This window comes from Jiulongibacter sediminis, from assembly GCF_001306455.1.
GTDB lineage: Bacteria > Bacteroidota > Bacteroidia > Cytophagales > Spirosomataceae > Jiulongibacter > Jiulongibacter sediminis.
Genome location: NZ_LGTQ01000009.1, coordinates 54,888 through 80,175, shown reverse-complemented (window position 1 = coordinate 80,175; position 25,288 = coordinate 54,888). Strand labels below are relative to the sequence as shown.

The window sequence follows — 25,288 nt, the reverse complement described above, 5'->3', positions numbered from 1 at the left end:
TTATTTCTTCAGTATAATGAATGATCTAATCTCTTTTATCTTATTCGCCCCGGCACTTTTAAACGTATAGATATCACAGAATTCGTAGACTTTATCATCAGCCCCAATGATCAGGCCATTAACCGCAGCGGCCTTCCCATGGGTGATGACATTGAAGATTTCCATAGAATTCATGGAGAAATCAACCATGATTTTCAGCTCTTTCTCAAAAGCTTCTTTGCCTTTAATTTCTTTGTCACCGACCAGCGTCCATTGAATGTCATCCTCCACCACGTCAAGAATAGCCGAAATATCATTTTTCGTGAAGGCTTCATTGAAAGTAATGAGCAACTGAGCTTTGGGGGAGTTATCGCAGTTATCGGGTACAATAAATTTCATTTTATGTTTCTGTTTGAAAAAACTAATCTACATTAAACTCCACCATCCACTCTATCCCAAATTTATCTCTGAACATACCAAAGAATGAGCCCGGAGCGGTCTCATTAAAGGGCATTTCTATTTCTCCGCCTTCTGAGAGGGCTTTGAAGATATATTCTGCTTTCTCTTTGCTCTTAGCACTCACATGGATTTTACTTCGGGTCTCGCTCTCGTTATGCCTTCCCATGAACTTTGGGGTGTCATTGCCCATAAGCACATTGTTCTTACCTATTGGCAGAGCGATTTGGAAGATCTTATTGGCCTCCTCTTCGGTGATAGGAAAATCAGGGTTCATTGGAAATTCTTTGTAACGCACCAGTTTTGAAAACTCGCCGCCAAAGGCCGCTTTATAGAGATTGAAAGCCTCTTCGCAGTTGCCGTTGAAATGGATGTAGGGGTTGATACTTGCCATTTTTTATCCTTTCATTTTAATAAATCCCGAAAAACCAGGCTCAAGCCAGCCTGAGCATACACCAAACCTCCTCCATGCTCACATACCATTCTATCCCCAAAGGGTGCTCTTTGTGATGAACATGCTTCAGTAAATAGGTAAAGGCCTCTCCTATTGACGGGATGTTCTCCATATATCCTTTTACCGAAACATATTGATAATCACCCGCTGGAACGGTTAATGTTTCTAAATTATGTCTTTGAAACTCTCCTTCACGAAGTTCCTGACTTCCGGCCCAATAATCCATGCCACCATCCGGCAATATTTTGGAAAGACCTAATTGCATACGGTCCGGATCAAACTCTACCAGAGAATGCATGTATTGAAAAGCCGCCTTCACACCCATGGGAAAGCTTTCGGCTTTTTTGCAATAGACAGTAAGATCCTGTGCGAAATGATGAGTTTTTATTTCCATCGTTTTGAATGTCAGATGTTTGAAGTCCGATGTCGAGTGTGTGTTTTTTTAGACTGGTATCCGTCAACTTTCCGCCGCCTTCTCCAAGTCCGCGATGATGAGTTTTTTCATGGGCATCATGGCATCGAAAACACGTTTGGTTTGTTCGGGATTTCCTGAGCTGATCAATTCCATAAATCGTTTTGGAACAATTTGCCAGGTTACCCCAAACGGATCTTTCAGCCAACCGCACTGCACCTCCTCACCTCCGTTAGCCGTTAGCTTTTCCCAGAAATAATCAGTTTCCTTCTGATCTTCAGTTGAAACTAAAATTGATACGCCTTCATTGAAATCAAACTGATGTTCTCCGGGGCCATCCATAGCTATGAATTGAAATCCATCAATCTCTGATCTTGAAAAAAGTACATGGCCTTCCGTATTGCCCTGGCCCGATCCATAATGAGACATTTCTAAGTTTCGCCCCTTATTAAACACTGAGGTATAAAGCTTTACCGCATCAGCTGCCTTTCCATTTTTCTGGTTAACAAAGAGTAAACTCGGAGTGATTTTTTGATTGGTATTGCCTTCTGCCCGAAGGTTTAACTGCCACGAAACCCCAAATCGATCTTCGAGGAATGCATAACGTGCCGTCCATGGATATGCATCCAGCGGCATCATCACCATTCCATCCTCCGAGAGTTTCTTAAATTTTTCATCAATCTCTTCCACCGAATCACATTCCACATAAAAGGAAATGGACGGGTTTGGCTTAAACATGGGGCCACCATTGATTCCCATCATGTAATAGCCATCCAGTTCAAAAGTAACTGCGGTTTGAAATTCATTGATAATAATGGAATTCTCAAAAAGTGAGCAATAAAACTTTGCAGCCTCTGTACCATTATTGTTAAACCATATGGCCGGGTAGATTTTCGGACTTTTCATTTCTTATTTAAAGATTTAGCTGATCAAGGGAAAAATGGACCGTAATTTTTCATTTCTGAGCCAAAGACCGCCCCAAAGAAGAATTCCAAAATATACAGGAAACAGCAAGTGACTAAATAGTGGATTATCTACCCGCAAATGCGTAGCGATAGCTCCACCCAAATAGCCAGTCAGTAAAACAGCACCAAGAATCGACGTCTTGGGAATAACATATAGGATAGTAGAAATCAATAACAGGATTCCCATGGTTGCAATATGATGTTCCTGATAGCCAAGCTCATTCACCGTTGTGGTAATCACCTCCTCGGGTTTCATGAATTTCATCACGATATCAAAGGTTAAAAATAATACTACAAAGCCGCTCATGATCCGACTGATCCAGAGTCTGGTTTTAGATATGTTTTCCATTATTGTAAAAGGGTTTAGAGTTTTGTTTTAGAGCAACACGAATTCCACAGATTCTACTGATTGACCCGGATTCTTGTTGAGTCTTTTGTCTTAAGTCTTAAAATCACTTCTTCTCAGAGCAATTAAACATCCATTGAATACCAAATTTATCGGTTAAGCTTCCGTAGTAATCACCCCAGAACATGTCCTGAAGCTCCTGCCTTATTACTCCACCAGTGCTTAATTCCTTAAAAAGCCGTTCAGTTTCTTTCCGAGTATCTGGCATGAGATTAATATTTACATTATTTCCTTGAATAACATTAAATCCCATACATTCGGGTGCATCGGTTCCCATGAGTTTAAAGCCGGCTGTAATGGGCAATTCTACGTGCATAACCCCATTCAAGGCTTCTTCAGGAAGCGAAGGACTACCCACTTCGGGAGGCACATCGCTAAACCGGCTGATGGGCCCAATAAATTCGGTTTGAAATACTTCTTTATAGAAATTGAACGCTTCTTCAGTTCTGTTCGGGAAATTGAGATATATACTTACTGATGCCATTTTTTGATGGTTAAAAGTTGAAAGTTTCTGGTTAAAAGTGTGGCAATTAATTCTTCTCTATATAGGTCTTAAAATTATTCAAAATAGCCTGCCAACCTTGCTGTTGCATTTCGACCGGGTTTTGATCTTCGGCATCAAAATGAGTGGTCACTTTGGTACTATCTCCTAAATCCTCAAAATCTGTGAGAGCTACACGTCCATCTTCCATGGTGTACTGAATAAGACTATTTTGAACCACTTTGTCATAGACAGCCGTAAAGTCAAAACCAAAACTACCATCCTTGGCTTCCATTCGGGCTGAATATTTCCCTCCCGCTTTTAAATCATTGCTGGCTGAAGGACAGCACCAGTCGTCACTAGCGAAATTCCAGTTCACAATGTGCTCCGGGGCAGTCCAGTATTCCCATACTTTGGATACGGGTGCGTTTACTTCAGCTTCTATTTTAATCTTTTCCATTTCGCTGATCTTGATTTTGTTTTTTACAAAGTTGGCTCTAAATATCTGCAAAAAAAGTGTGCAATCCCGACTACTAAAGGGGTGGTATACGACAAAAGAAAAAGCTAACTTTAACAAAAAAATCATCTATGCACGTCACCGTATTTGTTCCCGAGCAGGCCGTAATGGAAGCTATCTCACCACCATACCGTCTTTTTACTTCGGCCAATCAGTTTTTGCAGTGGCAGGGGAAAGAGCCACTTTTTGAGGTTGAATTCGTTGGCATGACAAAATCGGTAGCGGCTCAGGATGGTGAATATGAAATCAAAACGCATAAGACTATTGATCAGGTTAAAAAAACTGATCTGGTGATTTTGCCGGCCCTTTATGGTGACGTGCAGCAAGCTCTGGAAAAGAATGAACCTGCCTTAGATTGGCTGAAATCAATGTATAGAAACGGTTCCGAAATCGCTTCACTATGTATTGGAGCTTTTTTACTGGCCAATACAGGCCTTGCTAACGGCAAAAAATGCTCTACTCATTGGGCGTACTACGATCAATTCAGGTTGATGTTTCCACAAGTAGAACTGCTGGATGGAACCATCATCTCCGACGAGGACGGCATATACAGTAGCGGAGGTGCCAATTCTATCTGGAACCTGCTTCTGTACCTGCTTGAAAAATATACCGATCGCAATACGGCCATCATGGCAGCCAAATTTTTTGCTATTGATATTGATCGATTTGATCAGGGATATTTCACGATTTTCAGTGCCCAGAAAAATCACAATGACCCTGAAATTCTCAAAGCTCAGGAACTGATTGAATCAAAATTCAATGAAAAAGTAACGGTAGACGAGCTAGCCGACTATATCGCCGTCAACCGCCGGACTTTTGAACGCCGTTTCAAAAACGCCACCAATAATACCGTAGTAGAATACCTTCAGCGGGTTCGTGTAGAGGCTGCTAAAAGGCAATTTGAAGCCAGTAGAAAGAATGTTAGCGAAGTTATGTACGAAGTGGGCTACTCAGATAACAAAGCCTTCCGTGAAGTTTTCAGAAAGGTGACCGGGCTTACGCCGGTGGAGTATAGGAATAAGTATGCAAAGGTGGGTTGAGTTCGACGAGCTCACTCATCGGTTCTCCTCAAAGATCTCAGGGCATAAAAGTTAATGAGCCGAATATGTTATCTATTCGCCTCATATTTTAATCTTTTTAAGTCAATTATGCTTTTAACAAACTATTCTACCACTTCCTTAAGCCCAGCAATTTCTCACCCAACTCTGTTAATTGAGCCGTTCCATACTTCGTTTGCTCCCAATTTCTCGGGTCGCCGGGGAAGGCGTAACCTTCAGGGGCAATTCGGTTTTTCCAGGAGTTAATTCGCCATTCTTTTAGCGGCTCGTTTTCTTCCTGAGCGGGCATCATAGAGATGTATTGGGCTATACGAACTTTATCTTCTGAGCGGTTAGCTCTGATTCCGTGAGGTTCTGAACTATTGAAAATAAGTAAATCACCGGCTTCTAAGGGCACTTTAACTATTTCATTCTCCAGACCAGTGGTATTGGGTTGAAAATGATTACGATCTTCTGGCTGAGAGAGTTTCCAGGTATCGTAATTTCTAAAAAGCCACGGGATACATTGAAAACCACCCATATTTTCATCTGTTTGATCGGCTAACGCTAACACCCCCTGTACCTGTTGAGGCTTGGTCTCAGGGTCATAATCCCAGTGGATGAAGGCCTTGTACTCATGCCCCGGCCGCATTGGGAAATTCAAATTGGCCCTATCAATTGTTACCCAAAGTTTTTCAGTGCCCCAAATATCTACAAAAGCATCATACACTTTTTGCATCTGTCGGTTATTCCATAGATGCTGGTTATTATACACTTCCACCATCCCGGTACCGGCGAGTTCTTTCATTTGCATTTCGGCTCTTGGTGCTGTGTACCACGTACTTTTGTCGTTCGGGTCTTTGTCTTCAAACTCCCACAGAAAAGTCGCAGTTTCTAATGCCTGCTCTCTGGGAACTGCATTTTTGATGACCACATAGCCATTCTCTAACCAGAAATTCCATTGCTCTTCTGTCAGCACTCTCAGACTGTCAGCGGTCGCTTCGGTTCTTAGTTTCTGCGTGCTGCTTTTGGCTGTTGAAGGGTTTCCGGGAATATCGGTATGCTCATTGACCGGCATGGGTGCCATGGTCGCCATTGTTCTGTTCTCCATATTAGTAATATTTCTTTATCAAGATTGAATAAGACAAATTTAAGAATGTCAATTCCCTTAGATTTTCAGAAAAACACACAATTTTTGAACTATATTGACCAATCAATTTATTTTTAATCCCAATAAATGCATTGAAATGAAAATTGAGCTGGAGCAGATTAAATCAGAAGACAAATCATTTCAGCTGATGTTCAATCCTCGACTGAGCGATCTCTTCTACTGGCATTTTCATCCTGAGCTTGAGCTCGTTTACATTGAAGCCGAACGGGGGAAACGTCACGTGGGCGATCATATTTCCCACTTTTCGGGCTCTGACTTGGTGCTGATTGGCTCCAATATTCCGCATCTCAATTTTGACCATGGTATCAAAACCGAATATCGAAAGGTGGTTTTGCATCTTGACAAAGACTTCGTCAGTGAACAATTGCTCAAAACACCTGAACTAAAACATTTGGGCTCACTTTTTGAAAAGGCCAAATACGGAATTGCTTTGGGCAGTAAGGAGAAAAAGGAAATCGGTCAGCGACTTTTTGATTTGGAAAACCTTCACTCTTTTAACCGATACATTGAAATCCTAAAAATTCTGAGTGATTTGAGTCAGTTCACAGAAAGTGAACTGCTACACGATGAACCCTACACTCGTTTGATCAATCAAAACGACGAAAACAGAATCCGCTCCATTTATACGTTCATTGACACCCATTTTCAGGAGAAAATTTCACTGGAAGAAATCGCCGAAGCCCACCATTTCTCGCGGGAGGGTTTCAGTCGCTATTTCAAAAAAAGAACCGGTTCCACTTTCACCGATTTTGTGAATCGGTACCGGGTTAGCCAAGCCAAACTGATGCTGGAAAACAATCATTCTATTTCAGACGCCTGTTTTAATTGTGGTTTTGAGAGCCTGTCGTATTTTACCCGCGTTTTTAAAAAGGTGTCCGGTGAAAACCCCGGAGAATTTGTCAGGAAACTAACCTCCACAAAATAGAAAACTGGCTGCCTTTGACCCAAAACTTCAATTAAGCGGTCAAATGGTTTTAAATTTACTCCAGTCTCAAACCCGTTTGTCATGAAAAGAATCATCTTCCTTCTCTTGTTTAGCCCATCTCTTTTTGCTCAGCGGTCAACCCTTTTTGAGCTTACCAAACCTGGTTTGCCGCACAAGAGCTATCTTTTTGGCACTATACACATGACCAATGACAAGGTCTTTAATTTCAATGACAGCGTGTATGTGGCCATCAATGCGAGTGAAAAAGCCTTTTTTGAGATTGATATGAATGACGGTTCTCTGTCAAAAGATGCCTTGAAGTCTACGGTGATGGAAATACTGCCAACCTTAGACAGCAGCCGCATAAAATCGTTTTTTGTAGACCAGCTCTTCCCCGGGATAGAGAAACAGATTACTCCGCAACAAATGGCTGATAGAATCAATAATGATCTGCTGCCCCTGCTGGAGAAAGCCTTACCGATGTTTATGGAACAAAAAGGAGAGCGATCTTTAATGATGGATCAGTACCTCACTCAATATGCTCTGGCCAGTGGCAAAAAGATCGTGGGCATTGAGGATGTGAATGAACAGATGGATGCTCTTCTCGGCGGAATTAAAGTTTCTGATAATTTCTTCACCAAAAAGACGGCAAAAAAAATCATCAGTTTCCTCAAAAACGGCGATCTGGAAAAGCCGGTGATGAATTACCTGGAAGGACAAGCCGGGATTATTGATACCTATCATCAGTTTGCCTTGTCGAATATTGAAGAAATGCTGCAGCAATCGATGAACAGTAAAATTTATGACCGACTCATTGTCCAGCGAAACGATATTATGTTTGAACGAACACTTCCTGAAGTGAGTTCAGCTCCGGTTTTCATCGCTGTGGGCACTGGCCATTTGGTAGGAACAAACGGACTTTTAAAGCAATACCGTGATGCCGGATTTCAAGTCAGAGAAGTGGATGTGAGATCTGATTTTATGCTTCCTCAAAACTGGAAATCGTTTGAAAATGATAAAATTAGCCTCCAGGTACCGGCCTCATTGAAAGACTTCTATTACGAATCTGACGATTATGATGCCACATTGGAGGGAGGTCAAATTTTCACTTCGAAAGGGGTTTTGAATTTGAGTATCACTCATTACGGACCTATCGAGGAGGAAGTTTATGAGGAAGAGCCTGAGCCCCCAACGATGGAAATCCCTGAAAGTAAGGAAGGTGATGGCTTCAAACTCTCTCCGCCACCTATGACCAAAGAAGATGGTGAACCTTCATACCTGGGTCAGGTAATCCAAAAAGTGGATTTTATGGAGTTTCTTGGTAAAGCAATGAGCCAAATTAAGCCCATGGACGGCATGGAAAACGAGGCTGGTACTCTAATGTATAAGGGTGAAGAGATTGCCTACACCGACACCAATATGTTTGGCAAAAGAACCATCGTTCTCACGTTGGAAAACGGAGACGATCAATACGAAATCAGACTAACCGGCGACAGCGGAGCCATGGATGTATTTGATTGGAAGTCAATGATCACGGCTTTGGAGTTGAAATAAGGGTTTAAAGTGGCCCTGATTTCTAAGAAATTTCAGCTCCTTAATGGGATAGCAAACCAATAAAATGTTCTATTGGCAACCATCGATAATTGCTTTGAAGACACTTCCTTTATCAATCGTGGCACCTGGACTCAGAATTACTTCGCGACCACTTTGAAAAATAACTTCATTCCCTGGAATAATATCTCCTTGAAAATTTATCACCACCTCAGATTTATAAAATTCGTTGGTAATGATAGAATCGTTTATTGGAGAATCGAATGTCTGACATTTAGGCTCGTGCGACAAAACACCCAACCATACGTCTGTTAGGCCTTTGGTAGACTTTATGTCGGCATTTGGACCAACAACATCGGTACTTACAAAGTATTTCCCACTTGATAAGGAAAGTATTCTTGATGCAGAATTTCCAATCTCTTCACTTTGAATCACTTTTTGCCAATTCAAATTCAATCCTAAGTCATAGCAGGAAACAATCAAGTTATACCACCGTGAACCAAAGTGAAAGGGTGCTCTTACTTCACTTCCACAACATGATCTGCTAGTAACGATCACTTTATCACTATCAATTAGCATATCATGAATTCCATCATAATAACTATCAGGAGCGTTTCTAATATAGCTGGTACTTGATAAACCAATCTCAGGTGAATACTTACCAACAAACATACTTTTACCTCCTCCGGGGTTCAAACTAAAATCTCCGTTTGTTGACTCTGTATATCCATGTAAGAATATTTCACCATTATTTACTTTAACTGAATGTAAAACATCATCATAATTTCCTCCAATATTAAAGAAGGAAATACTATCACCTGTTTCCGAAATATTTAACAGTCCAATATCATCAAAACCCCTTGAACCTGGGAACGCCTCTCTTGAGGTAAAACCGAGAATAAAGTTTCCTTGCCCGTACTTTTCTAAATTATACACCTTAGCTCCCCTGTTTGTGTATGTTTCATGAAGAATTTCAACTCCATTAGAATTAACTCTTTTGATCCCCACTCTACTTTCTATGAGACCCGCGATTAGTATATCCCCATTCCCTAACTCCTGCAACTGACTGAATTGATCAGGAATGTTTTCAACATAATATCCATTATCATGCGGTGTGGTATAAGTCTTGAGCCACTTGAGAGTTCCGGTGGCTGAGAGACGTCCTGCCAAACCTCCATAAACTCCATTGAGATTCGTTGAAAAAGTGGTACCAACAAAAAGAATATCCCCGTTTTGTGCCTCTTTCAAATCAAACACTTCATCGCTCGACTCACCATGAATCTCATATTTCCAAAGAACATCTAAATCATTGTTTAGTTTGATTATTAAAATATCACTTCTCCCACTATTCCCAGACAATTCTCCATTGGATGATTTTGAATTAATAGCTATAATATACTCTCCTGAATTTGTAAGTATTAAATCACCCAACTCATCCTCCATTGATCCCCCCAGATTTAACTGCTCCTCTATTTCCAGGGTGTCCTTTTGAATATTAAATCTCACTGAGTTTTCAATTGGAAACGTACCACATAAGTTTTGGACTTTATCCAGGTATAATATTGAAGGCTTCTCCAAATATTTTTGAACGAAATTAATATTGTTGCTAAAACTTGTGCTGAAGGATTCTTGATTTACAAACAGTTTGAATGGTCCATTCGCAGGAAGAGTAATGCTTGATCCTAAGTAACCTTGAGTGGGATTATCAAGCTCCAAAGAAGCATTCCCTTCCCACTTTAATGGAGACTGAACTCTGATAACTCCTGCAATAATTTCATTCTCAGGACTTGTGCTTTTTATTTTTACCCTAAATTCCTTCGTGCTATTAACATTGGGACTTGATAATACAGGAGCGTTAAAGTTGAAAGTATAGCCGCTTGTTTCACCCAAGTAATACTCCTCATATCCTGAAACTAATGATATTTGAAAACGATTATCAGGATTAATCGGCGTATTCGAAGAAAACTCAATTTGAATTGGCCTTTTGCTACAAAGCCAGCTTGGCGAGATATCTTTGAGTTGTAAAGAACCCTGTTCAATCTTAAAAGTCTTTACCCTTATATCGCCCGAAGGATAGCTTATCCCATAATAATCATAGAGCTCTACAATGGCATAATTCCCACCACCCTGATTTATAAATTTAACTGAATTAAAGGGATTGAACTTTGCAATCAAAAAACTTTCAAGAAGAGCCCCATTACTACTCATTAAATATAAACCAGAATTGGTGTAATAGAGAAAATCATCATTTACACTGGAAATCTGATTACTTGATGGAAGATAGCCTTGCTGTGGTCTCTCCCATATTACATTTCCCAGCTTGTTTAGCTTAAGTATATAATTACCGGTTGCCGTAAAGAGCTGTTCATCGCGTCCGTCAATTCTACATGCCAGAATATAACCTTCATCGTCTGCTCTGGATACACCATAAATCTCGTCTTCACCCGCTCCACCGATAATTCTTGAATTTTGAATCTGACCAGAATTTTCATTGATTCTGACCATCCAGATGTCATCTTCAGACTCATTTGATTGTAAATTCTTACTTCCAACAACATCACCATCCGTACTCTCCGTATACGCCCAGAAAGTTACTGTACCATCATTATTGCTGAATACGTCATAAATATTTGAGCCTAGCCCGCCACCATATTGCCTTTCCCATTTAAATGACAGATTTTGATCAAAAGCCAGTCCACTAAGCTCAGAACCAATAACTCCAACACCTTTGTTGAAGGTCTTTCTTACATTTCTAAAAAGTATTAAAGTCTTGTTTGAAGTACTGACCAGCCTTAATTTTGAAGTTTGAAAAATACTTGAAGCTCTACTCTCAAATCTTTCATTAACAATAACCCCGGTATCCTTATTTAGAGTAAAGATTTTTAAAGAAGTATCTGAGTGACCAGCGATGGCTAATTCTTCCGAACCAAATTCAGCAATATTACTTGTCCGACTGTAGCCCGGCATTGTTTGTACCCATTCCACCTCAAAAAGTGTATCAGTTTTGATAAGGAACATTTTAGTACCAGAGGCATGTCCTTCGAATATTCCATCAGTACTAGAGGTGGAGCCAACAATAAAGAAACAGTTTCTCTCTGAATCAAATATGGCATCAAAGACATGTTCAGTAGAACTTCCCCCAAAAACCTTTAAAATTCCATCTGACACTGCTTGTGAGAATACTGGGCGAGAGAGTATAGTCAGAAAAAAAACTATACCTATTATCCATTTAGTTGTGGGCATGAAATAATTAGTTACACTTTTTAGTCCTAAAAATAATAAGACTTTAAATAATGTTGGAGAGACAAGTCAATGAATACTTAAAATATTTGGTCTTATCTCCCAAGAGAATAAAATAATACAGGCAAAGTATTTCTCCCTACAATCAAATTATTATTCACTATTTCTAATCCTCTTACATCCCCTATCAGATTCAACCCACTCCTACACTGCGGCACATAAGTGAAATTTCCTTTACCGTCATTGAGAAATACCTGGCCATGATTGGCGGAAATATTACCCAGGCGAACGCGGGTTTTGGTGTTATTACCCCCGGCAATCAAATCTAGGTCTCCATCCTGATCAATATCAGCACTCAATAAGGCATAAACCGGAGCGGCCTGAATTTGAACAGGTAGAGACTGTCTCACAAAACGACCGCCTTCATTTTTAAAATACACAGTTTCGAGGGTGGTCGCTTTTTGAATTTCCGGCGTGACCTCAGGGAAATTCTTTAGAATATCTGCTGTAGTAGCCTCCGAGTAAAGCTCATATGAATTATAGGCTTTTCTCAATGGAAAGAGCTGATCCAGCATTTCATCGCGACTGTAAAAAGGATAGGCCTTGCCCTGAAGGTAACAACTGAGGATCGGGTCTTTTCGGCCATTTCCATCAAAATCAGCGGTATAGAGTTCCAGAGGCTCAGCAGGACTGGCACATAGCTGAGAGTTTAGTCCTAGATTTCCCACGATAAAATCATCATCACCATCACCATCAAAATCTGCTGCGAGCAGGCTTTGGTAAATTCCGGTGTCATTGATAATTGCGGCCTCATCCCGCTCAAAGCTTCCTCCCACATTTTTGAAAACCTGCAAATCCGTCCACTCTCCTGCCAGAATAAGATCCATTTTGCCGTCGCCGTTATAGTCTGTGGCTATAGCATCTTTGATCAGACCGGCTTGCTCAAAACCCGAAATCTCCTGATACTCAAAAACTCCACCATTATTCAAATAAAATCGTGATGGGTTATAAGAAGGGTAGCTCCCCGGCAGCACAAAACCGCCTACAAATAAGTCCTCATCACCATCACCGTCAGCATCAAAAACCTCAACGCAGGCATCGGAATAAATATGTGGAGGAAATGCTGTATCATTCTTGGTAAAGTTACCTTTCCCGTCATTGATGTACAGGCGATTTTGAAGCAATAAGTCGTTTGGCAGGTATTCATAACCTCCACCCACTACATATAAATCTAAATCTCCATCAGAATCGGCATCAAAGAAGACAGCATCCACATCGGTACAAAGCTCCCATTGCTTAAGAAGGGTTTCATTCGTTTTTACAAAACTTCCGTTTGGCAAGGCTTTCATCAACTGACCCGGCGAGCCCTTTCCTCCGCCCAAATAAAAGTCCTCCAGCCCATCTCCGTTGATATCACCAACAGCCATGCCCGGCCCCTGATAAGAGTACATCCAAGGGAGTAAAATCTGCCTGCTAAAATCATTGATGGGCATTTGTTCATGCACGATATCTGGCATAGTTATTTCCTCAAAATAAGGTTGAAGAAACTCAATATTGATATCACCAGAAGCCCTTTTTGAAACCTCAATGGTCGTATTCACTTCCGGATCAGTAATGACCTGATAAGTACCATCAGGGTATATTATTTCAATTTTTTCAGCTCCGGAACTCCCCAAACCGAAATGTACCGGTCCATCATAACTGCTTTGAAAGCCATGATTAGGGGTAAATTCTCTGTATTGTTTTTGACCGTTTGAGGTCAGAATGACTTTGGTATTCAGGCGATCAGTTGGCTTGTCATTCAGGTTAATTTTAAGGTAGCTTTTCCCTCCTTCTAATTCATTGGAGTGATTCTCAAAAATTCCTACTGGCTCATTGAGATTATTGGTGATAATTTCCAAATCTCCGTCGTTATCCAAATCAGCATAAATGGCTCCGTTCCCAATTCCCTTATTCTCAAAACCCCATTCTTTCTGACGATTTTCAAACTGCAGGCCGTCCATGTTTTTGAAAATATAGTTCGGCGTTCTGGTTGAAGGCATTTTATTGATTATTTCAAGCACATTGTCTTTACCTTCAGAGCGTTGCTCAGCATAAAACTTCACAAAATCGTTATTGGTATAATCCCTGAAATAACCGTTAGTGATAAACATATCCTTAAGGCCATCGTTATCAAAATCAGCCAGCAAGGGCGACCAGCTCCAATCGGTATTGGAGATACCAGCAAGCTGCCCTACTTCTGAAAATTTGCCGTTTCCTTCATTGACGTGTAGCATATTTCGCATGACTTCAGGATGAAAACCATTGCGAAGCATACTCAGATAAGCCTCATAATTGTCCGGGCCGAAAAGTAGCTTTTGTCTTTTATTATCTTCAGGCAGCATATCAGCCGTGAAAATATCGGGCAAAGCATCGTTATTGACGTCGGCTATATCATTCCCCATGCTGAAATAGCTCGTATGATCTACCATTTCAGCAATATTATCAGTAAAGGTGCCATCTCCGTTATTGATATATAAATAGTCGCCTTCCAGATAGTCATTAGAAATATAAAGGTCAGTCCAGCCGTCTTCATTGAGGTCAGCGGTATGGATTCCAAGACCAAAACCGATGGGGTTACCCTTGATACCCGCCTCTTTACTGACATCCACAAAAAAGCCGTCGTCATTTCTCAATAGCCTATCCCCGGCGTACTGGTCACGCATAAAATGGATGGCCTCTACATCAAAACGTTTGAAATCTTTGACATTATGATTCATGATGTAGACATCCAGATCACCGTCTTTATCATAATCAAAAAAGGCCGACTGTGTAGTGAATCCATCCTGATCAAGGCCATATTCAGCCGCCTTTTCCTCAAAAACAAATTCTCCTTTGTTAATATACAGCTTGTTTTTCCTTAAATCCGGGTGACCTTCATTGCCCGAAACTGAAACATAAATGTCCTTAAGGCCGTCCGAGTTTATATCTACTACAGTAACTCCTGTCTTCCATTCTCCATTGAAAGCAATGCCTGAACCTGAGGTTTTATCTTCAAACTTTAACTCCCCGAGGTTTTTGAAAACCTTATCAGAACCCATGTTTGCAGAAAAGTAGAGGTCTATAAGTCCATCATTATCAAAATCAGCTGCAGCCACTCCACCGCCATTATAGAAATACTCATAAACCAGCACATTGAGCACATCTGTCTCTTCAATCTGGTTAATGAAATCAATACCCGAGGCCGAGGGGTCAAGACGTTCAAAAAGTGTTTTGTTTTTTGAACAGGAAAGCAGCAAAAAAATAGCCAGTAAGGAAGTTAGTTTTCGCATGATGAATGTTGAGAAATGCTAAAATAGACTATTCAGTAGCTGTTTCAAAGCTCCATTGTCCAATTCATTCCAGGCCAGTTTTCCACATTGACATATTCCTGGGCAGGTCCCTCGTTACTTCTGCCGTTTTTAATCACCTGTTGAAGCTGACTTCTCAAAAATTCATACTGCTCTTTCTCTTTTTCAACCAGATTTTCACGCTCTCCCGAATCTGATTTCAAATTGAACAATTGTACCTTAGGAGCATCCTTTGGTTCTTTTCCTGCTCGTGGATAACTCCAGCCACCTGAGCCCGGAGCCATAATTAGTTTCCAGTCTCCTTGCCGAATGGCAAAGTTTCCATCCACCGAATGGTGAATCGTATTTTTACGAAGAAACTCGCCCTGACCAGTCAATAATGGAAGCAAACTAAAGCTGTCTTCAGCCGTGTTTTCAGGAATTTTGACACCGTTCAGATCAGCTACAGTGGCCATGAAATCGGTAAGGCAATTGGTGGCATCCACAACTTTACCCGCCTCAAAATGCCCCTTCCATTTGATAATCAAAGGTATTCTATGCCCTCCTTCGTAAATATCGGCTTTGTAGCCACGGAAATTCATACTGGGTCGGTGTCCTTTTTCTTCAAGACCCTCTACGTCAGCATAAGGGGCACAGCCATTGTCTGAAGCAAAAACAATCATGGTATTTGAGTCTAAACCTTGTTTTTCGAGTTCATTCATTAATTGGCCAACCAGGCCATCAATCATTAATACGAAATCGGCATATTCATTAAGCCCTGATTGCCCCTTGTTATTTTCATCAGGTAGTATAGGAGTATGAGGTGCCGAAAGTGGCAAATAAAGAAAAAACGGCTTATCTCTTTTTTGAGAAATAAAACTCCGGGCCTTCTCAAAAAAAGTTGGTAAGACTTCCTGATGAGTAAAATCCGCACCTGTAGGACCTAAACGCCACCAGCCAAATGCTGAGGTATCCTGCGTCATTCGGTTTGGTAAAGCCGTGACCTCATCATTCTCAACATATACATAAGGCGGGATATCCAATGATGCCGGTATCCCGAAAAAGTAATCAAAGCCATACGAATTAGGCGAAGGATTGAGCTTTTGAGAAAAATCGACAGGAATACTTCCGGTATCGGCCTTAGTCCAGTTCATTCCTAAATGCCATTTTCCTATGGAGGCCGTTTCATAACCTGCGGTTTGCAAAAGTGTACCAACTGTAAGACGGCCCGGCTCCACAATACAGGTATCATAACTCCAGGTAACACCCTTTTTCAACACTCCTCGCCAGCTGTAGCGACCAGTCAGAATACCGTATCGGGTAGGTGTACAAACAGCAGAGCCCGAGTGTGCATCTGTAAACCTTACCCCCTCGGTGGCTAATCGATCAATATTTGTTGTTTTAATAAGTGAGGAATCATTAAATGCCGAAACGTCACCTATTCCCAGATCATCAGCAAGTATGTAAATGATGTTAGGCTTAGTCTCTTCTTTCTTTTGACAGGAGAAAACAACCACCAAAAGAAACAAAGGCAGAGAAAATGGGACTTTAAACGATTTCATAGGGCAAGGTTTTATCTCTAATCTAAGATAAAAATGGTAATCCCGTACCCCAACTATGTTTTAAAAGTTACTCATTGGTGTTGAAAGAATGAGTAACCTCTGTATTATGGATATGGTCTTTTATTGTAATCTGCTCAAAAACAAGCTGTATCTCCTCGATCATACTTTTAGCAGAAAGGTTATTCGTGGCATCAAGGAGTGTCGTTAGCTCGGAGTGAGGTCCCACAGTTCTCATGCTTAGCAAGTTGACATTCTCCAAATGATAACTGTAGTAGGGCACATCATCTTTAGTGGTCTGAATATAAAACGTAAAAATGACATCCGTAAAACTTTCTCTTCTTAAAAGAGCCTTGTTCAAAAGCGGAGAACTCTTCCCTAATTTCTTTTTGAACTTAAAGTCATATTCAGCCACACCAACAGAACGCCCGGTTCCAAGTGTTGAGAAAATATTAAAATCCAGATGAAGAACTCTTGACTGAGAACCGTGAATTCCCGTGTTTTCGACATCGCCGGGCACTATGGTTGGAGCCCCGCTAAACTCTACAAAAATGTGAGGCTCATTATTGGGTACCGGTTCTGACAATGCTTCCCATGAGCCCTCTCGTCTCAGAAAAAGAGACTTCTGATCAGTTTCATAAACGATCATACCTTCGTGAGGAGAAGTTACATCAGCCAGGCTTTCTACTTCCGGAACTTTAATACCATTTGGTAATACCAAACCCGACTGAGCTTCGGCAATTTGTACACCAAAAAACAGGACTAGGCCTAACAGTAAACCTTTCATAGCTATCTCTTTTTTTGAAAGTTACAAAGAGCATGTCCTAAAACGAAAAAACTTTTATTTCATGGTAAGAGTAGACCCAAAATACCTTCAACAAGAAGATTGAATAAACCATGATCTTATGAAAAAGACTTAAAACGCAGGGGGCATTTTTGTCCGGGTACAAACTAAAAATCCCCAACCGATGTCAGGGATTTAAATTCAAATTTATTTCTTAAACGTATTAAGGGAACAACAAAAGAAATACCCCAATACCGGCAAAATAACCAATCAAGGCCAACCAGGATATTTTCTTCACATACCAGAAGAAGTTGATTTTCTCCATACCCATAGCAGCAACTCCCGCAGCCGAGCCAATGATCAGAGCCGATCCACCCGTACCGGCACAGTAGGCAAGAAGCTCCCAGAAACGGTCGTCTGTAGGGAACTGGCTTAGGTCATACATACCCATTGAGGCTGCTACTAGAGGAACGTTATCAACCACCGACGAAAGCAAACCAATCAGCGTTACAATTACCGTTTGGCTGCTGATATTATCAGATAACCAACCGGCTAAACCTCTTAAAACACCTTCGGTTTGTAAGGCCGAAACCGCCAGGAGAATACCCAGAAAGAAAAGTACAGAAGGCATATCAACTTTTTCGAGAGCCTTGTACACTGAATAGTTATTTCTGAAATGCTCTTCTTTATCTTTTAAAAGAAGCTCGGTCACCATCCAAAGCACTCCAAGAGCCAATAGCATTCCCATAAAAGGAGGCAAATGAGTAACCGTTTTGAAAATTGGAACCGAAATCAAGCCACCGATACCGGTGAAGAAAATCACATACTTCTCTTGCTTGGTATGATGCGTCTCACCATCATCGCTGAAAAGCTTCTTTGGCAACATACCCTTGATGGAAGGAGCGAGCACAATTAGCGGAACAAGCATACATACCAAACTCGGCAGAATTAATGTCTTAATAATGTTCACCGCTGTAATCTGACCACCAATCCATAGCATAGTGGTAGTAACGTCACCCATCGGAGACCAAGCTCCACCTGCATTAGCTGCCACTACTATAATACCGACAAACAAGAGACGCAGTTTTTCCCCCTCAATCAGCTTTTTAACCAAAGTCACCATTACAATAGTAGTGGTCAGGTTATCCAATAATGCTGAAAGGAAAAACGTCAGAATACAGATAATCCAGAGCAGTTTTGTCTGGCTTCTGGTGGTTATTCTATCTGTGATGATATCAAAACCATCGTAAGTATCTATCAACTCCACAATAGTCATAGCACCCATCAAAAAGAATAGAATGCTTGCGATTTCACTCAAATGGTGAAGCAGCTCCTCATTCATGTGCTCAGGATCGTGCGTCGTAAAAGCAACAACCGTCCAGCACAATGCCCCGGTTAAAAGAGCCGAAGATGACTTGTCAATTGAAATATTGTGCTCAAGCACAATGCCCAAATAACCGACTACAAATACCAAGACCAGGAGTGCTATCATAACAGAAAATGTTTTATACGTTTGTAAAGCGGTGCAAAAATAGAAATGAAAATCTCAGGCACAAACAAATCCACTAACGGAAAAAGAAAAGACCAAATAATCATAAAAGACCTCCATAAATCAACAGTAACTCTTCCCCAAATTGGCAAAGTCAGATAATACACATCTGGTCAAGACATCAAATAAAACCTTTTCATTTAGCTAATCTGCCGCTTATCCATTTTCAATGAAGCAGACTGCCAAATGTTAACTAATATTGTTCCTGAAACTGCCAATCCCTTATGAAAAAAATATTACTGGCCTTCACTTTTGTCTTTTTATCAGCCGTGTTAGTATCAAATGCACAAACCCGGCTTTCAGGTGCTGAAGAGACACCTGGCTATACCCTCAAAGAGTGTATAGATTACGCACTTAGTCACAATATAGCCCTGAGACAAAGCGAACTCGCTATTGAAAATAGTCTGAATGCTCTGAATCAGGCCAGAGCTGACAGATTGCCGTCAGCCAATGGTCAATTTGGACTAAACTCGAACTTCGGCCGTAACATTGACCCATTCTCAAACGATATTGTGACGTCTACAATTGCTACCAACTCGATGGGAGTGGGAGCAAATTATATCCTCTATAACGGCCTTCGTATAAAGAATACAATTGACCGTAGCACACTCGACCTAGAAGCTTCAAGAATGGATTTGGCTGCTCAGAAAAACAATATCTCTCTGCAAATTGCCGTGGCCTATGTCAATGTTCTTTCAGCTCAGGATATGATCACCGTTGCTGAGAAAAATGTGGAGGTTACCCGCTTACAACTTGAAAGAACTGAGAAGATGGTTCAGGCCGGATCATTGCCTGAGACCAACATTTTTAACCTCAATGCCCAATTGGCTAATAATGAACTTCAATTGGTTAACAGCCAAAATCAGTACGAAACTGCGATTCTGACACTAAAACAAGCCATGAACCTCACGGATAACAGACCATTTACTGTTAGCCGCATTGATGTTCCTAACCCGTCAATTCAACTTTACCCTGAGTCTGCAGGTCAGGTTTACGAGGCAGCCATCAATTACCTCCCCGAGATTAAAGCTTCAGACATCAGAGAACAGATGGCGGTAAAAAATATTCAGATTGCCAAATCTGTTGGCCTGCCAACGGTTATGGTAAACGGAAACTGGGGTACAGCCTATTCTACAGCAGCCAAAAACCTTATCCCGAACGGCTTTGATACACAAACTGTGACTGCCACAACTGTCTTTCAGGGTGAAACAGTACCTTTTACCGTAGATTTTCAACAGCCGTCGTATGATCAGGTGGGCATCCCCTACTTCAATCAATTGGGTAATAACCAAAACATGAACCTCGGTATTTCTATGCAGATTCCTATTTTCAACGGATTCAATAAAAAATACCAGATGCAATCAGCCAAAATACAGCAATTGCAATCGGAGTTGAATACAGAGAATACGCTTTTGGGAATTCGTCAAAACATTGATCAGGCCTACATCAATATGCAAAATGCCGCCAAGGCATACTCAGCCAATCAGGTTCAGGTAGATGCATTGCAAAGAGCCTTTGAAGCTGCTGAAGCCAGTTATAATGCCGGGGCCTCTAATTATGTAGACTACAATCTTGCCCGTACACAGCTTGATCAGGCTCAGGCCAATCTAGTTCAGGCGAAATACGATTATATTTTCCGAATTAAAATTCTGGATTTCTACCAAAACAAACCTCTTGAATTCTAACACTTAAATACATGAAAAAGAAGTCAAACAAGACCTGGTATATTATAGGAGCCGTTGCTCTGGCATTCGTAGCCTTTCTGCTTGTCGGGAAGAAAATGGGCTGGATCGGCAAAGAAGAGGCCTCTGAGGTAGAATTTACGACAGTAGCAAAAACTGACCTCGTAGAAACTGTTTCTGCCTCAGGAAAAATTCAACCTGAACTGGAAGTGAAAATATCACCGGATGTTCCGGGTGAAATCATCGGTTTGTTCATCGAAGAAGGTGACTCCGTTCAAAAAGGCCAGCTATTGCTACGCATTCAGCCTGAAAACTACATTTCAGTGGTTGAGCGTTTCAGAGCAGGGGTAAATCAGGCCAAAGCCAGTGCCGAGCAGTCAAAATCACAGATTGCCCGTGCTGAATCGCAATTATTGAGATCTGAACTTGACTTTAAAAGACAGCAGAAATTATTGGCTGATAAGGTGATTTCTCAATCTGATTTTGAGGTCGCCGAAACAAATTACAGAATTGCAAAACAAGATCTGGAAGCTGCAAAGGCAAATTATAATGCCGCTGAATACGCCATCAGAAGTGCTGAGGCCAGCCTCAAAGACGCGAGCGAAAACCTCAGAAAAACCAATATCTATGCTCCAATGAGTGGTATTGTTTCAAAACTCGACGTAGAGCTGGGTGAAAGAGTAGTAGGAACTTCGCAAATGGCGGGTACAGAAATGCTTCGTATCGCAAACCTCAACAATATGGAAGTGAGGGTCAATGTCAATGAAAATGATATTGTTAGGGTACAGCGTGGCGATACTGCCATCATTGATGTAGACGCCTACAGCAGTCTGGATAAAACTTTTAAAGGTGTAATAACACAGATTGCAAATACCGCCAACGGCAGTGGCAGTGATTTAACGGCAAATGCTAACTCTACCGAGGCTGTAACTGAGTTTGAAGTAAGAATTAACATTCTCCCTGAATCTTACAGCGATCTGTTGGCCGAAAGAAGATATCCATTTAAGCCGGGTATGACAGCGACTGTAGATATTATTACAGAAAGAAAAAATAATGTTTTAACAGTACCAATCGCGGCTGTCACCACCAGAAGCGGTGACGGGGGCAACTCTGACGAAAATGAGAATGGAATGGGATTGGGAGCCGTGGAAGAAAGTGCACCAGAGGCCGAAGTTGAGGTCAAAGAAATTGTATTTGTCAACGAAGGCGGCAAGGCCAAAATCAAGGAGGTTAAGACTGGCATAACCGATACACAGGCTGGTACTATTGAAATTCTTGAAGGACTTGAAGCCGGAGAAGAGATTATCTCCGGTCCATATATTGAGGTTTCTAAACGTCTGAAAGATGGAAAGGCGGTTATCGCTAAAAAGGAAGAGGAAAAGCCTGAAAAAGAATAGCAGTCCAAACATATTGTTTTTTGAAAAGGAGGCCTCAGGGTCTCCTTTCTTTTTATCTTTGAAGAATGAAGGTTAGTGTAATAGGCGGTGGTAGCTGGGCTACAGCCATTGTTAAAATTCTCTCAGAAAATAGCCGCATCAACATAAGGTGGTGGATGCGAAATGCCGATGCTGTGGAGCATATCAGAAAGCTTCACCATAACCCCAAATACCTGAGTAGTGTTGAGTTTCACCCTTCAAAAGTAAAAGCTTACCACAAAATCAAAGATGCTGTTAAAGGCTCAGAAATCATCATACTTGCTGTACCCGCAGCTTTTCTTGCTGAATCTTTAAATGACCTTTCATTAAAACACTTTGAAAACAAAGCGGTCATTTCGGCCATAAAGGGGATGATTCCTGAAACGCATCAGCTCGTGACTGACTTTATCAAAGAGAAGTATCAGGTGCCTTTAGAACGTCAGGCAGCCATTGCAGGGCCCTGCCATGCAGAGGAAGTCGCTTTTGAAAAAAACTCTTACCTCACAATTGCCTCCCCGGACATTAGTTTGGCTGAAAACTTTGCAGACCTCATGAACTGTCGGTATGTGAGAACCTCTGCCATTTCAGATTTGTACGGAGTAGAGTATACTGCTGTAATGAAGAATATTGTAGCTCTGGCTTGCGGAATAACCCATGGTTTGGGTGCCGGAGATAATTTTCAGGCGGTTATGGTCTCAAACGCCATGCTTGAAATCAAACGTCTTCTCAGTGCTGTTGCTCCGGCAGAAAGAGAGCTGAACGCTTCGGCCTATTTGGGCGATTTATTGGTCACGGCTTATTCACAATTCAGCAGAAACCGCTCTTTTGGAAATATGATTGGGCGTGGATATTCCGTAAAAACGGCACAGCTTGAAATGAACATGATTGCAGAAGGCTACTATGCAGTTAAAAGCATAGCTAAGCTGAATGAGCAGTGGCAGATTGACATGCCCATCACACGATTTGCCCACGCTGTTTTATACGAAAAAAACTCCCTTAAGAAGGAGTTTAATTCTTTAAAAAACAGTCTGTTTTAAGCACCCACTCTGAAGGATAGGTTACAGATCACACCATAAGTTGTGATTTTACCATCTTCTACATGAGCCTTGATATCTTTCACATAAACCGAATCAATATTTTTGATGGTTTTTGAAGCTTCAGACACTGCTTTCTGCATGGCGTCTTCGATGCTTTTATCAGATGATGCGATCAGTTCTATTACTTTAACTACCATAATTTTGTTGTTTTTAGTGAATTGAAAATTACAATTTCAATGTACAGCCTTTTCAGCCCAATTCCCAATTAAATATACGAGCGAATACGCTCTGCAATTTCTATTAACTCATCCTGAGAGAGTTTCAGCTTGCTATTAAAATTCATATCGGCCATGCTGTTCATCGGAATCAGGTGAACATGCGTGTGAGGTACTTCAAGACCTATCACAGCCACTCCTATTCTTTTACATGGTATAGCCTTTTTGATAGCCGGTTCTATTTGTCGGGCAAAAGCCATAAGACCCATGTAAGTTTCCTCATCAACGTCAAAGATATAGTCTACTTCCTTCTTAGGAATCACCAGCGTATGACCTTTTGCACATGGAAATACATCCAAAAAAGCCAAGAAGTCATCGTTCTCGGCTATTTTATGGCAAGGGATTTCACCTGCTACTATTTTTGAAAATATCGAAGCCATATTACATACTGATTTCCATCACCTCCACCTCTACAATACCACCGGGAGTCTGGATTTCGGCTTTATCTCCAAGTGCCTTACCAAGCAGACCTTTTGCAAACGGTGAATTGACAGAGATTTTACCTTCTTTCAGATTCGCCTCTTCTTCAGCCACAAGAGTATAGGTCATTTTGGCTCCGTTCTTCACATTTTTAATTGTGACCTTGTTAAGCAATGAAACCTTTGAATTATCAATAGCCGATTCGTCCAGAATACGGGCGTTTGCCATGGTGTTTTCAAGCTTTGAAATCTCAGTTTCAAGCAGCCCCTGGGCATCTTTTGCAGCATCATATTCTGCATTTTCTGAGAGGTCGCCCTTATCTCTGGCTTCGGCGATCTGGCGGGCGATATCCTGACGCCCCTTGGTTTTCATATCCTGAAGTTTATTCTTCAGTTTATCATACCCCTCCTGGGTGTAATATTGATACTTTGACATATTAAGTATGTATTAATCTTCGTACTTGAAAAAAAATTGCCCTCAGCATTTTGCCAAGGGTAGAAAAAAAAAGAACGGCGATAATCGACCGTTCCATTGAATCTTAATCAGATATCATGAAACTGTATCAGTGTCGCTGACGGTCGAGATAAATGTGCGTTCTGTTTATCATTTAACTTATTTGAGAATCAAAATTACAAATTAATCTTGGCATCGCAATATGCTTAAAAAAGAATATAAGACGCAATATTTCATAGTTTTGCAGCAAAATACAGCTTCTATATGCGAATAATTTTCATGGGTACTCCCGATTTTGCGGTTGAAACCCTCAAAACTTTGGTCGAAAATAAGGTCAATGTTGTCGCCGTAATCACTGCACCGGATAAACCAGCTGGACGAGGGCAAAAGCTGAGGGAGACTCCTGTTAAAAAATATGCTGTTGAGCAGGGAATTCCGGTACTTCAGCCTACCCGCCTGAAAAGTCCTGATTTTTTGGAAGAACTAGCCTCATACAAAGCTGATTTACAGGTGGTAGTAGCGTTTAGAATGTTACCTGAAATGGTATGGAATATGCCGACAAAAGGCACGTTCAACCTCCACGGCTCACTGCTGCCGCAATACCGCGGTGCTGCTCCTATTAACTGGGCTATTATAAACGGTGAAAAAGAAACAGGTGTGACCACCTTTTTCATTGAGAAAGAGATTGACACAGGCCATATTATGTTTTCGGAGAAACTGCCGATTCGAGAGGATATGTCCGCCGGTGAGCTTCATGACGAAATGATGGTACTGGGAGCCAATCTGGTCTTGAAAACGGTGAGGGCCATTGAAGCCGATGACTATCCGCAAATTCCTCAAAGCGAGCTTTTCAATAGTGAAGACGAGCTAAAACCGGCACCGAAGATTTTTAAAGAAACCTGTGAGATTGACTGGTCAAAAGAAACAGAAAGTCTCTACAACCTGATTCGTGGCCTCAGCCCCTACCCTGCTGCCTGGACAACTCTTCAGGAGAAAACATTGAAAATCTATCAGACCCAAAAGCTGAACGAAAAACCTGAAGGTGATCTGGTAGATTCAAGCTTAACGGAAGTTATTTCTAATGGAAAGGACCTTTTGGCCTTTAAAACTGCCGATGGCTGGCTTGGCATAACCGAACTACAATTGGAAGGAAAAAGACGAATGACAACGGAGGAATTCTTGAGGGGTTTTCGGTTTTGACTCAAATCTACA

The 25,288-nt window shown here is 41.3% G+C and carries 23 protein-coding genes; 7 read left to right on the top strand and 16 right to left on the bottom strand.

Annotated elements, in window-relative coordinates; genetic code table 11:
* The 7 genes from AFM12_RS11000 to AFM12_RS10970 form a co-directional block, all read right to left on the bottom strand.
* On the bottom strand, positions 1-378 hold the full coding sequence (locus tag AFM12_RS11000) for a nuclear transport factor 2 family protein (protein ID WP_055148138.1): 378 nt from the start codon (positions 376-378) through the stop codon (positions 1-3).
* A 22-nt stretch (positions 379-400) separates the two neighbouring features.
* Complete coding sequence (locus AFM12_RS10995) at positions 401-829, bottom strand: VOC family protein (RefSeq protein ID WP_055148136.1); 429 nt, start codon at positions 827-829, stop codon at positions 401-403.
* 40 nt (positions 830-869) lie between these two features.
* Positions 870-1,283 carry a hypothetical protein gene (locus AFM12_RS10990; protein ID WP_055148134.1) on the bottom strand — a complete coding sequence of 138 codons (414 nt, stop codon included), beginning with the start codon at positions 1,281-1,283 and terminating at the stop codon, positions 870-872.
* Positions 1,284-1,346: 63 nt separating this feature from the next.
* On the bottom strand, positions 1,347-2,207 hold the full coding sequence (locus tag AFM12_RS10985; protein ID WP_055148132.1) for a VOC family protein: 861 nt from the start codon (positions 2,205-2,207) through the stop codon (positions 1,347-1,349).
* 15 nt (positions 2,208-2,222) lie between these two features.
* A complete protein-coding gene (locus AFM12_RS10980; protein ID WP_055148130.1) occupies positions 2,223-2,615 on the bottom strand; it encodes a DoxX family protein in 393 nt (130 codons plus the stop codon).
* A gap of 103 nt (positions 2,616-2,718) precedes the next feature.
* A complete protein-coding gene (locus tag AFM12_RS10975) occupies positions 2,719-3,156 on the bottom strand; it encodes a VOC family protein (RefSeq protein WP_055148129.1) in 438 nt (145 codons plus the stop codon).
* A gap of 46 nt (positions 3,157-3,202) precedes the next feature.
* Positions 3,203-3,613, bottom strand: a complete 411-nt coding sequence (locus AFM12_RS10970) for an SRPBCC family protein (protein ID WP_055148892.1) — start codon at positions 3,611-3,613, stop codon at positions 3,203-3,205.
* A gap of 128 nt (positions 3,614-3,741) precedes the next feature.
* On the opposite strand from AFM12_RS10970, the gene AFM12_RS10965 reads away from it, so the two are divergent.
* A complete protein-coding gene (locus AFM12_RS10965; RefSeq protein ID WP_055148127.1) occupies positions 3,742-4,710 on the top strand; it encodes a GlxA family transcriptional regulator in 969 nt (322 codons plus the stop codon).
* Between the two features lie 127 nt (positions 4,711-4,837).
* On the opposite strand, the gene AFM12_RS10960 is transcribed toward AFM12_RS10965, so the two are convergent.
* Complete coding sequence (locus tag AFM12_RS10960; RefSeq protein WP_055148125.1) at positions 4,838-5,818, bottom strand: phytanoyl-CoA dioxygenase family protein; 981 nt, start codon at positions 5,816-5,818, stop codon at positions 4,838-4,840.
* A gap of 136 nt (positions 5,819-5,954) precedes the next feature.
* On the opposite strand from AFM12_RS10960, the gene AFM12_RS10955 reads away from it, so the two are divergent.
* Both AFM12_RS10955 and AFM12_RS10950 read left to right on the top strand, forming a co-directional pair.
* Positions 5,955-6,803, top strand: coding sequence for a helix-turn-helix domain-containing protein (locus tag AFM12_RS10955; RefSeq protein WP_055148891.1), 849 nt, complete (start codon positions 5,955-5,957; stop codon positions 6,801-6,803).
* A gap of 81 nt (positions 6,804-6,884) precedes the next feature.
* On the top strand, positions 6,885-8,357 hold the full coding sequence (locus tag AFM12_RS10950) for a TraB/GumN family protein (RefSeq protein WP_055148123.1): 1,473 nt from the start codon (positions 6,885-6,887) through the stop codon (positions 8,355-8,357).
* Between the two features lie 69 nt (positions 8,358-8,426).
* On the opposite strand, the gene AFM12_RS10945 is transcribed toward AFM12_RS10950, so the two are convergent.
* The 5 genes from AFM12_RS10945 to nhaD all read right to left on the bottom strand — a co-directional run bounded on the left by AFM12_RS10945 (position 8,427) and on the right by nhaD (position 18,737).
* The gene (locus AFM12_RS10945; protein ID WP_055148121.1) at positions 8,427-11,597 is read right to left on the bottom strand and encodes a 3-coathanger stack domain-containing protein; all 3,171 of its coding nucleotides are present in this window, start codon (positions 11,595-11,597) and stop codon (positions 8,427-8,429) included.
* Between the two features lie 92 nt (positions 11,598-11,689).
* Positions 11,690-14,905, bottom strand: coding sequence for a VCBS repeat-containing protein (locus AFM12_RS10940; protein ID WP_055148120.1), 3,216 nt, complete (start codon positions 14,903-14,905; stop codon positions 11,690-11,692).
* Positions 14,906-14,949: 44 nt separating this feature from the next.
* On the bottom strand, positions 14,950-16,464 hold the full coding sequence (locus AFM12_RS10935; RefSeq protein ID WP_082391295.1) for a sulfatase family protein: 1,515 nt from the start codon (positions 16,462-16,464) through the stop codon (positions 14,950-14,952).
* Between the two features lie 67 nt (positions 16,465-16,531).
* The gene (locus AFM12_RS10930; RefSeq protein ID WP_055148118.1) at positions 16,532-17,248 is read right to left on the bottom strand and encodes a type VI secretion system tube protein Hcp; all 717 of its coding nucleotides are present in this window, start codon (positions 17,246-17,248) and stop codon (positions 16,532-16,534) included.
* A gap of 220 nt (positions 17,249-17,468) precedes the next feature.
* Complete coding sequence (gene nhaD, locus AFM12_RS10925) at positions 17,469-18,737, bottom strand: sodium:proton antiporter NhaD (RefSeq protein ID WP_055148116.1); 1,269 nt, start codon at positions 18,735-18,737, stop codon at positions 17,469-17,471.
* A 281-nt stretch (positions 18,738-19,018) separates the two neighbouring features.
* Here nhaD and AFM12_RS10920 point away from each other — a divergent pair, with 281 nt between their 5' ends.
* The 3 genes from AFM12_RS10920 (at position 19,019) to AFM12_RS10910 (ending at position 22,928) form a co-directional block, all read left to right on the top strand.
* On the top strand, positions 19,019-20,479 hold the full coding sequence (locus tag AFM12_RS10920) for a TolC family protein (protein ID WP_055148114.1): 1,461 nt from the start codon (positions 19,019-19,021) through the stop codon (positions 20,477-20,479).
* 11 nt (positions 20,480-20,490) lie between these two features.
* Positions 20,491-21,873: an efflux RND transporter periplasmic adaptor subunit gene (locus AFM12_RS10915; RefSeq protein ID WP_055148112.1), complete on the top strand. Its 1,383-nt coding sequence runs from the start codon at positions 20,491-20,493 to the stop codon at positions 21,871-21,873.
* Positions 21,874-21,938: 65 nt separating this feature from the next.
* Positions 21,939-22,928: an NAD(P)H-dependent glycerol-3-phosphate dehydrogenase gene (locus tag AFM12_RS10910; protein ID WP_055148110.1), complete on the top strand. Its 990-nt coding sequence runs from the start codon at positions 21,939-21,941 to the stop codon at positions 22,926-22,928.
* Here the strand turns inward: AFM12_RS10910 and AFM12_RS10905 are convergent.
* From AFM12_RS10905 to greA, 3 genes are all read right to left on the bottom strand, one after another.
* Positions 22,925-23,125 (bottom strand): dodecin family protein, encoded by a 201-nt coding sequence (locus AFM12_RS10905; RefSeq protein WP_229308495.1) that lies wholly within the window; start codon positions 23,123-23,125, stop codon positions 22,925-22,927. The genes AFM12_RS10910 and AFM12_RS10905 overlap by 4 nt on opposite strands.
* A gap of 68 nt (positions 23,126-23,193) precedes the next feature.
* Positions 23,194-23,583 (bottom strand): HIT family protein, encoded by a 390-nt coding sequence (locus AFM12_RS10900; RefSeq protein ID WP_055148106.1) that lies wholly within the window; start codon positions 23,581-23,583, stop codon positions 23,194-23,196.
* A gap of 1 nt (position 23,584) precedes the next feature.
* Entirely contained in the window at positions 23,585-24,058 is a 474-nt protein-coding gene (gene greA, locus AFM12_RS10895; RefSeq protein ID WP_055148104.1) for a transcription elongation factor GreA, read from the bottom strand.
* A gap of 282 nt (positions 24,059-24,340) precedes the next feature.
* Here greA and fmt point away from each other — a divergent pair, with 282 nt between their 5' ends.
* The gene (fmt, locus tag AFM12_RS10890) at positions 24,341-25,276 is read left to right on the top strand and encodes a methionyl-tRNA formyltransferase (protein WP_172678814.1); all 936 of its coding nucleotides are present in this window, start codon (positions 24,341-24,343) and stop codon (positions 25,274-25,276) included.
* The last annotated feature ends 12 nt before the right edge of the window (positions 25,277-25,288 follow it).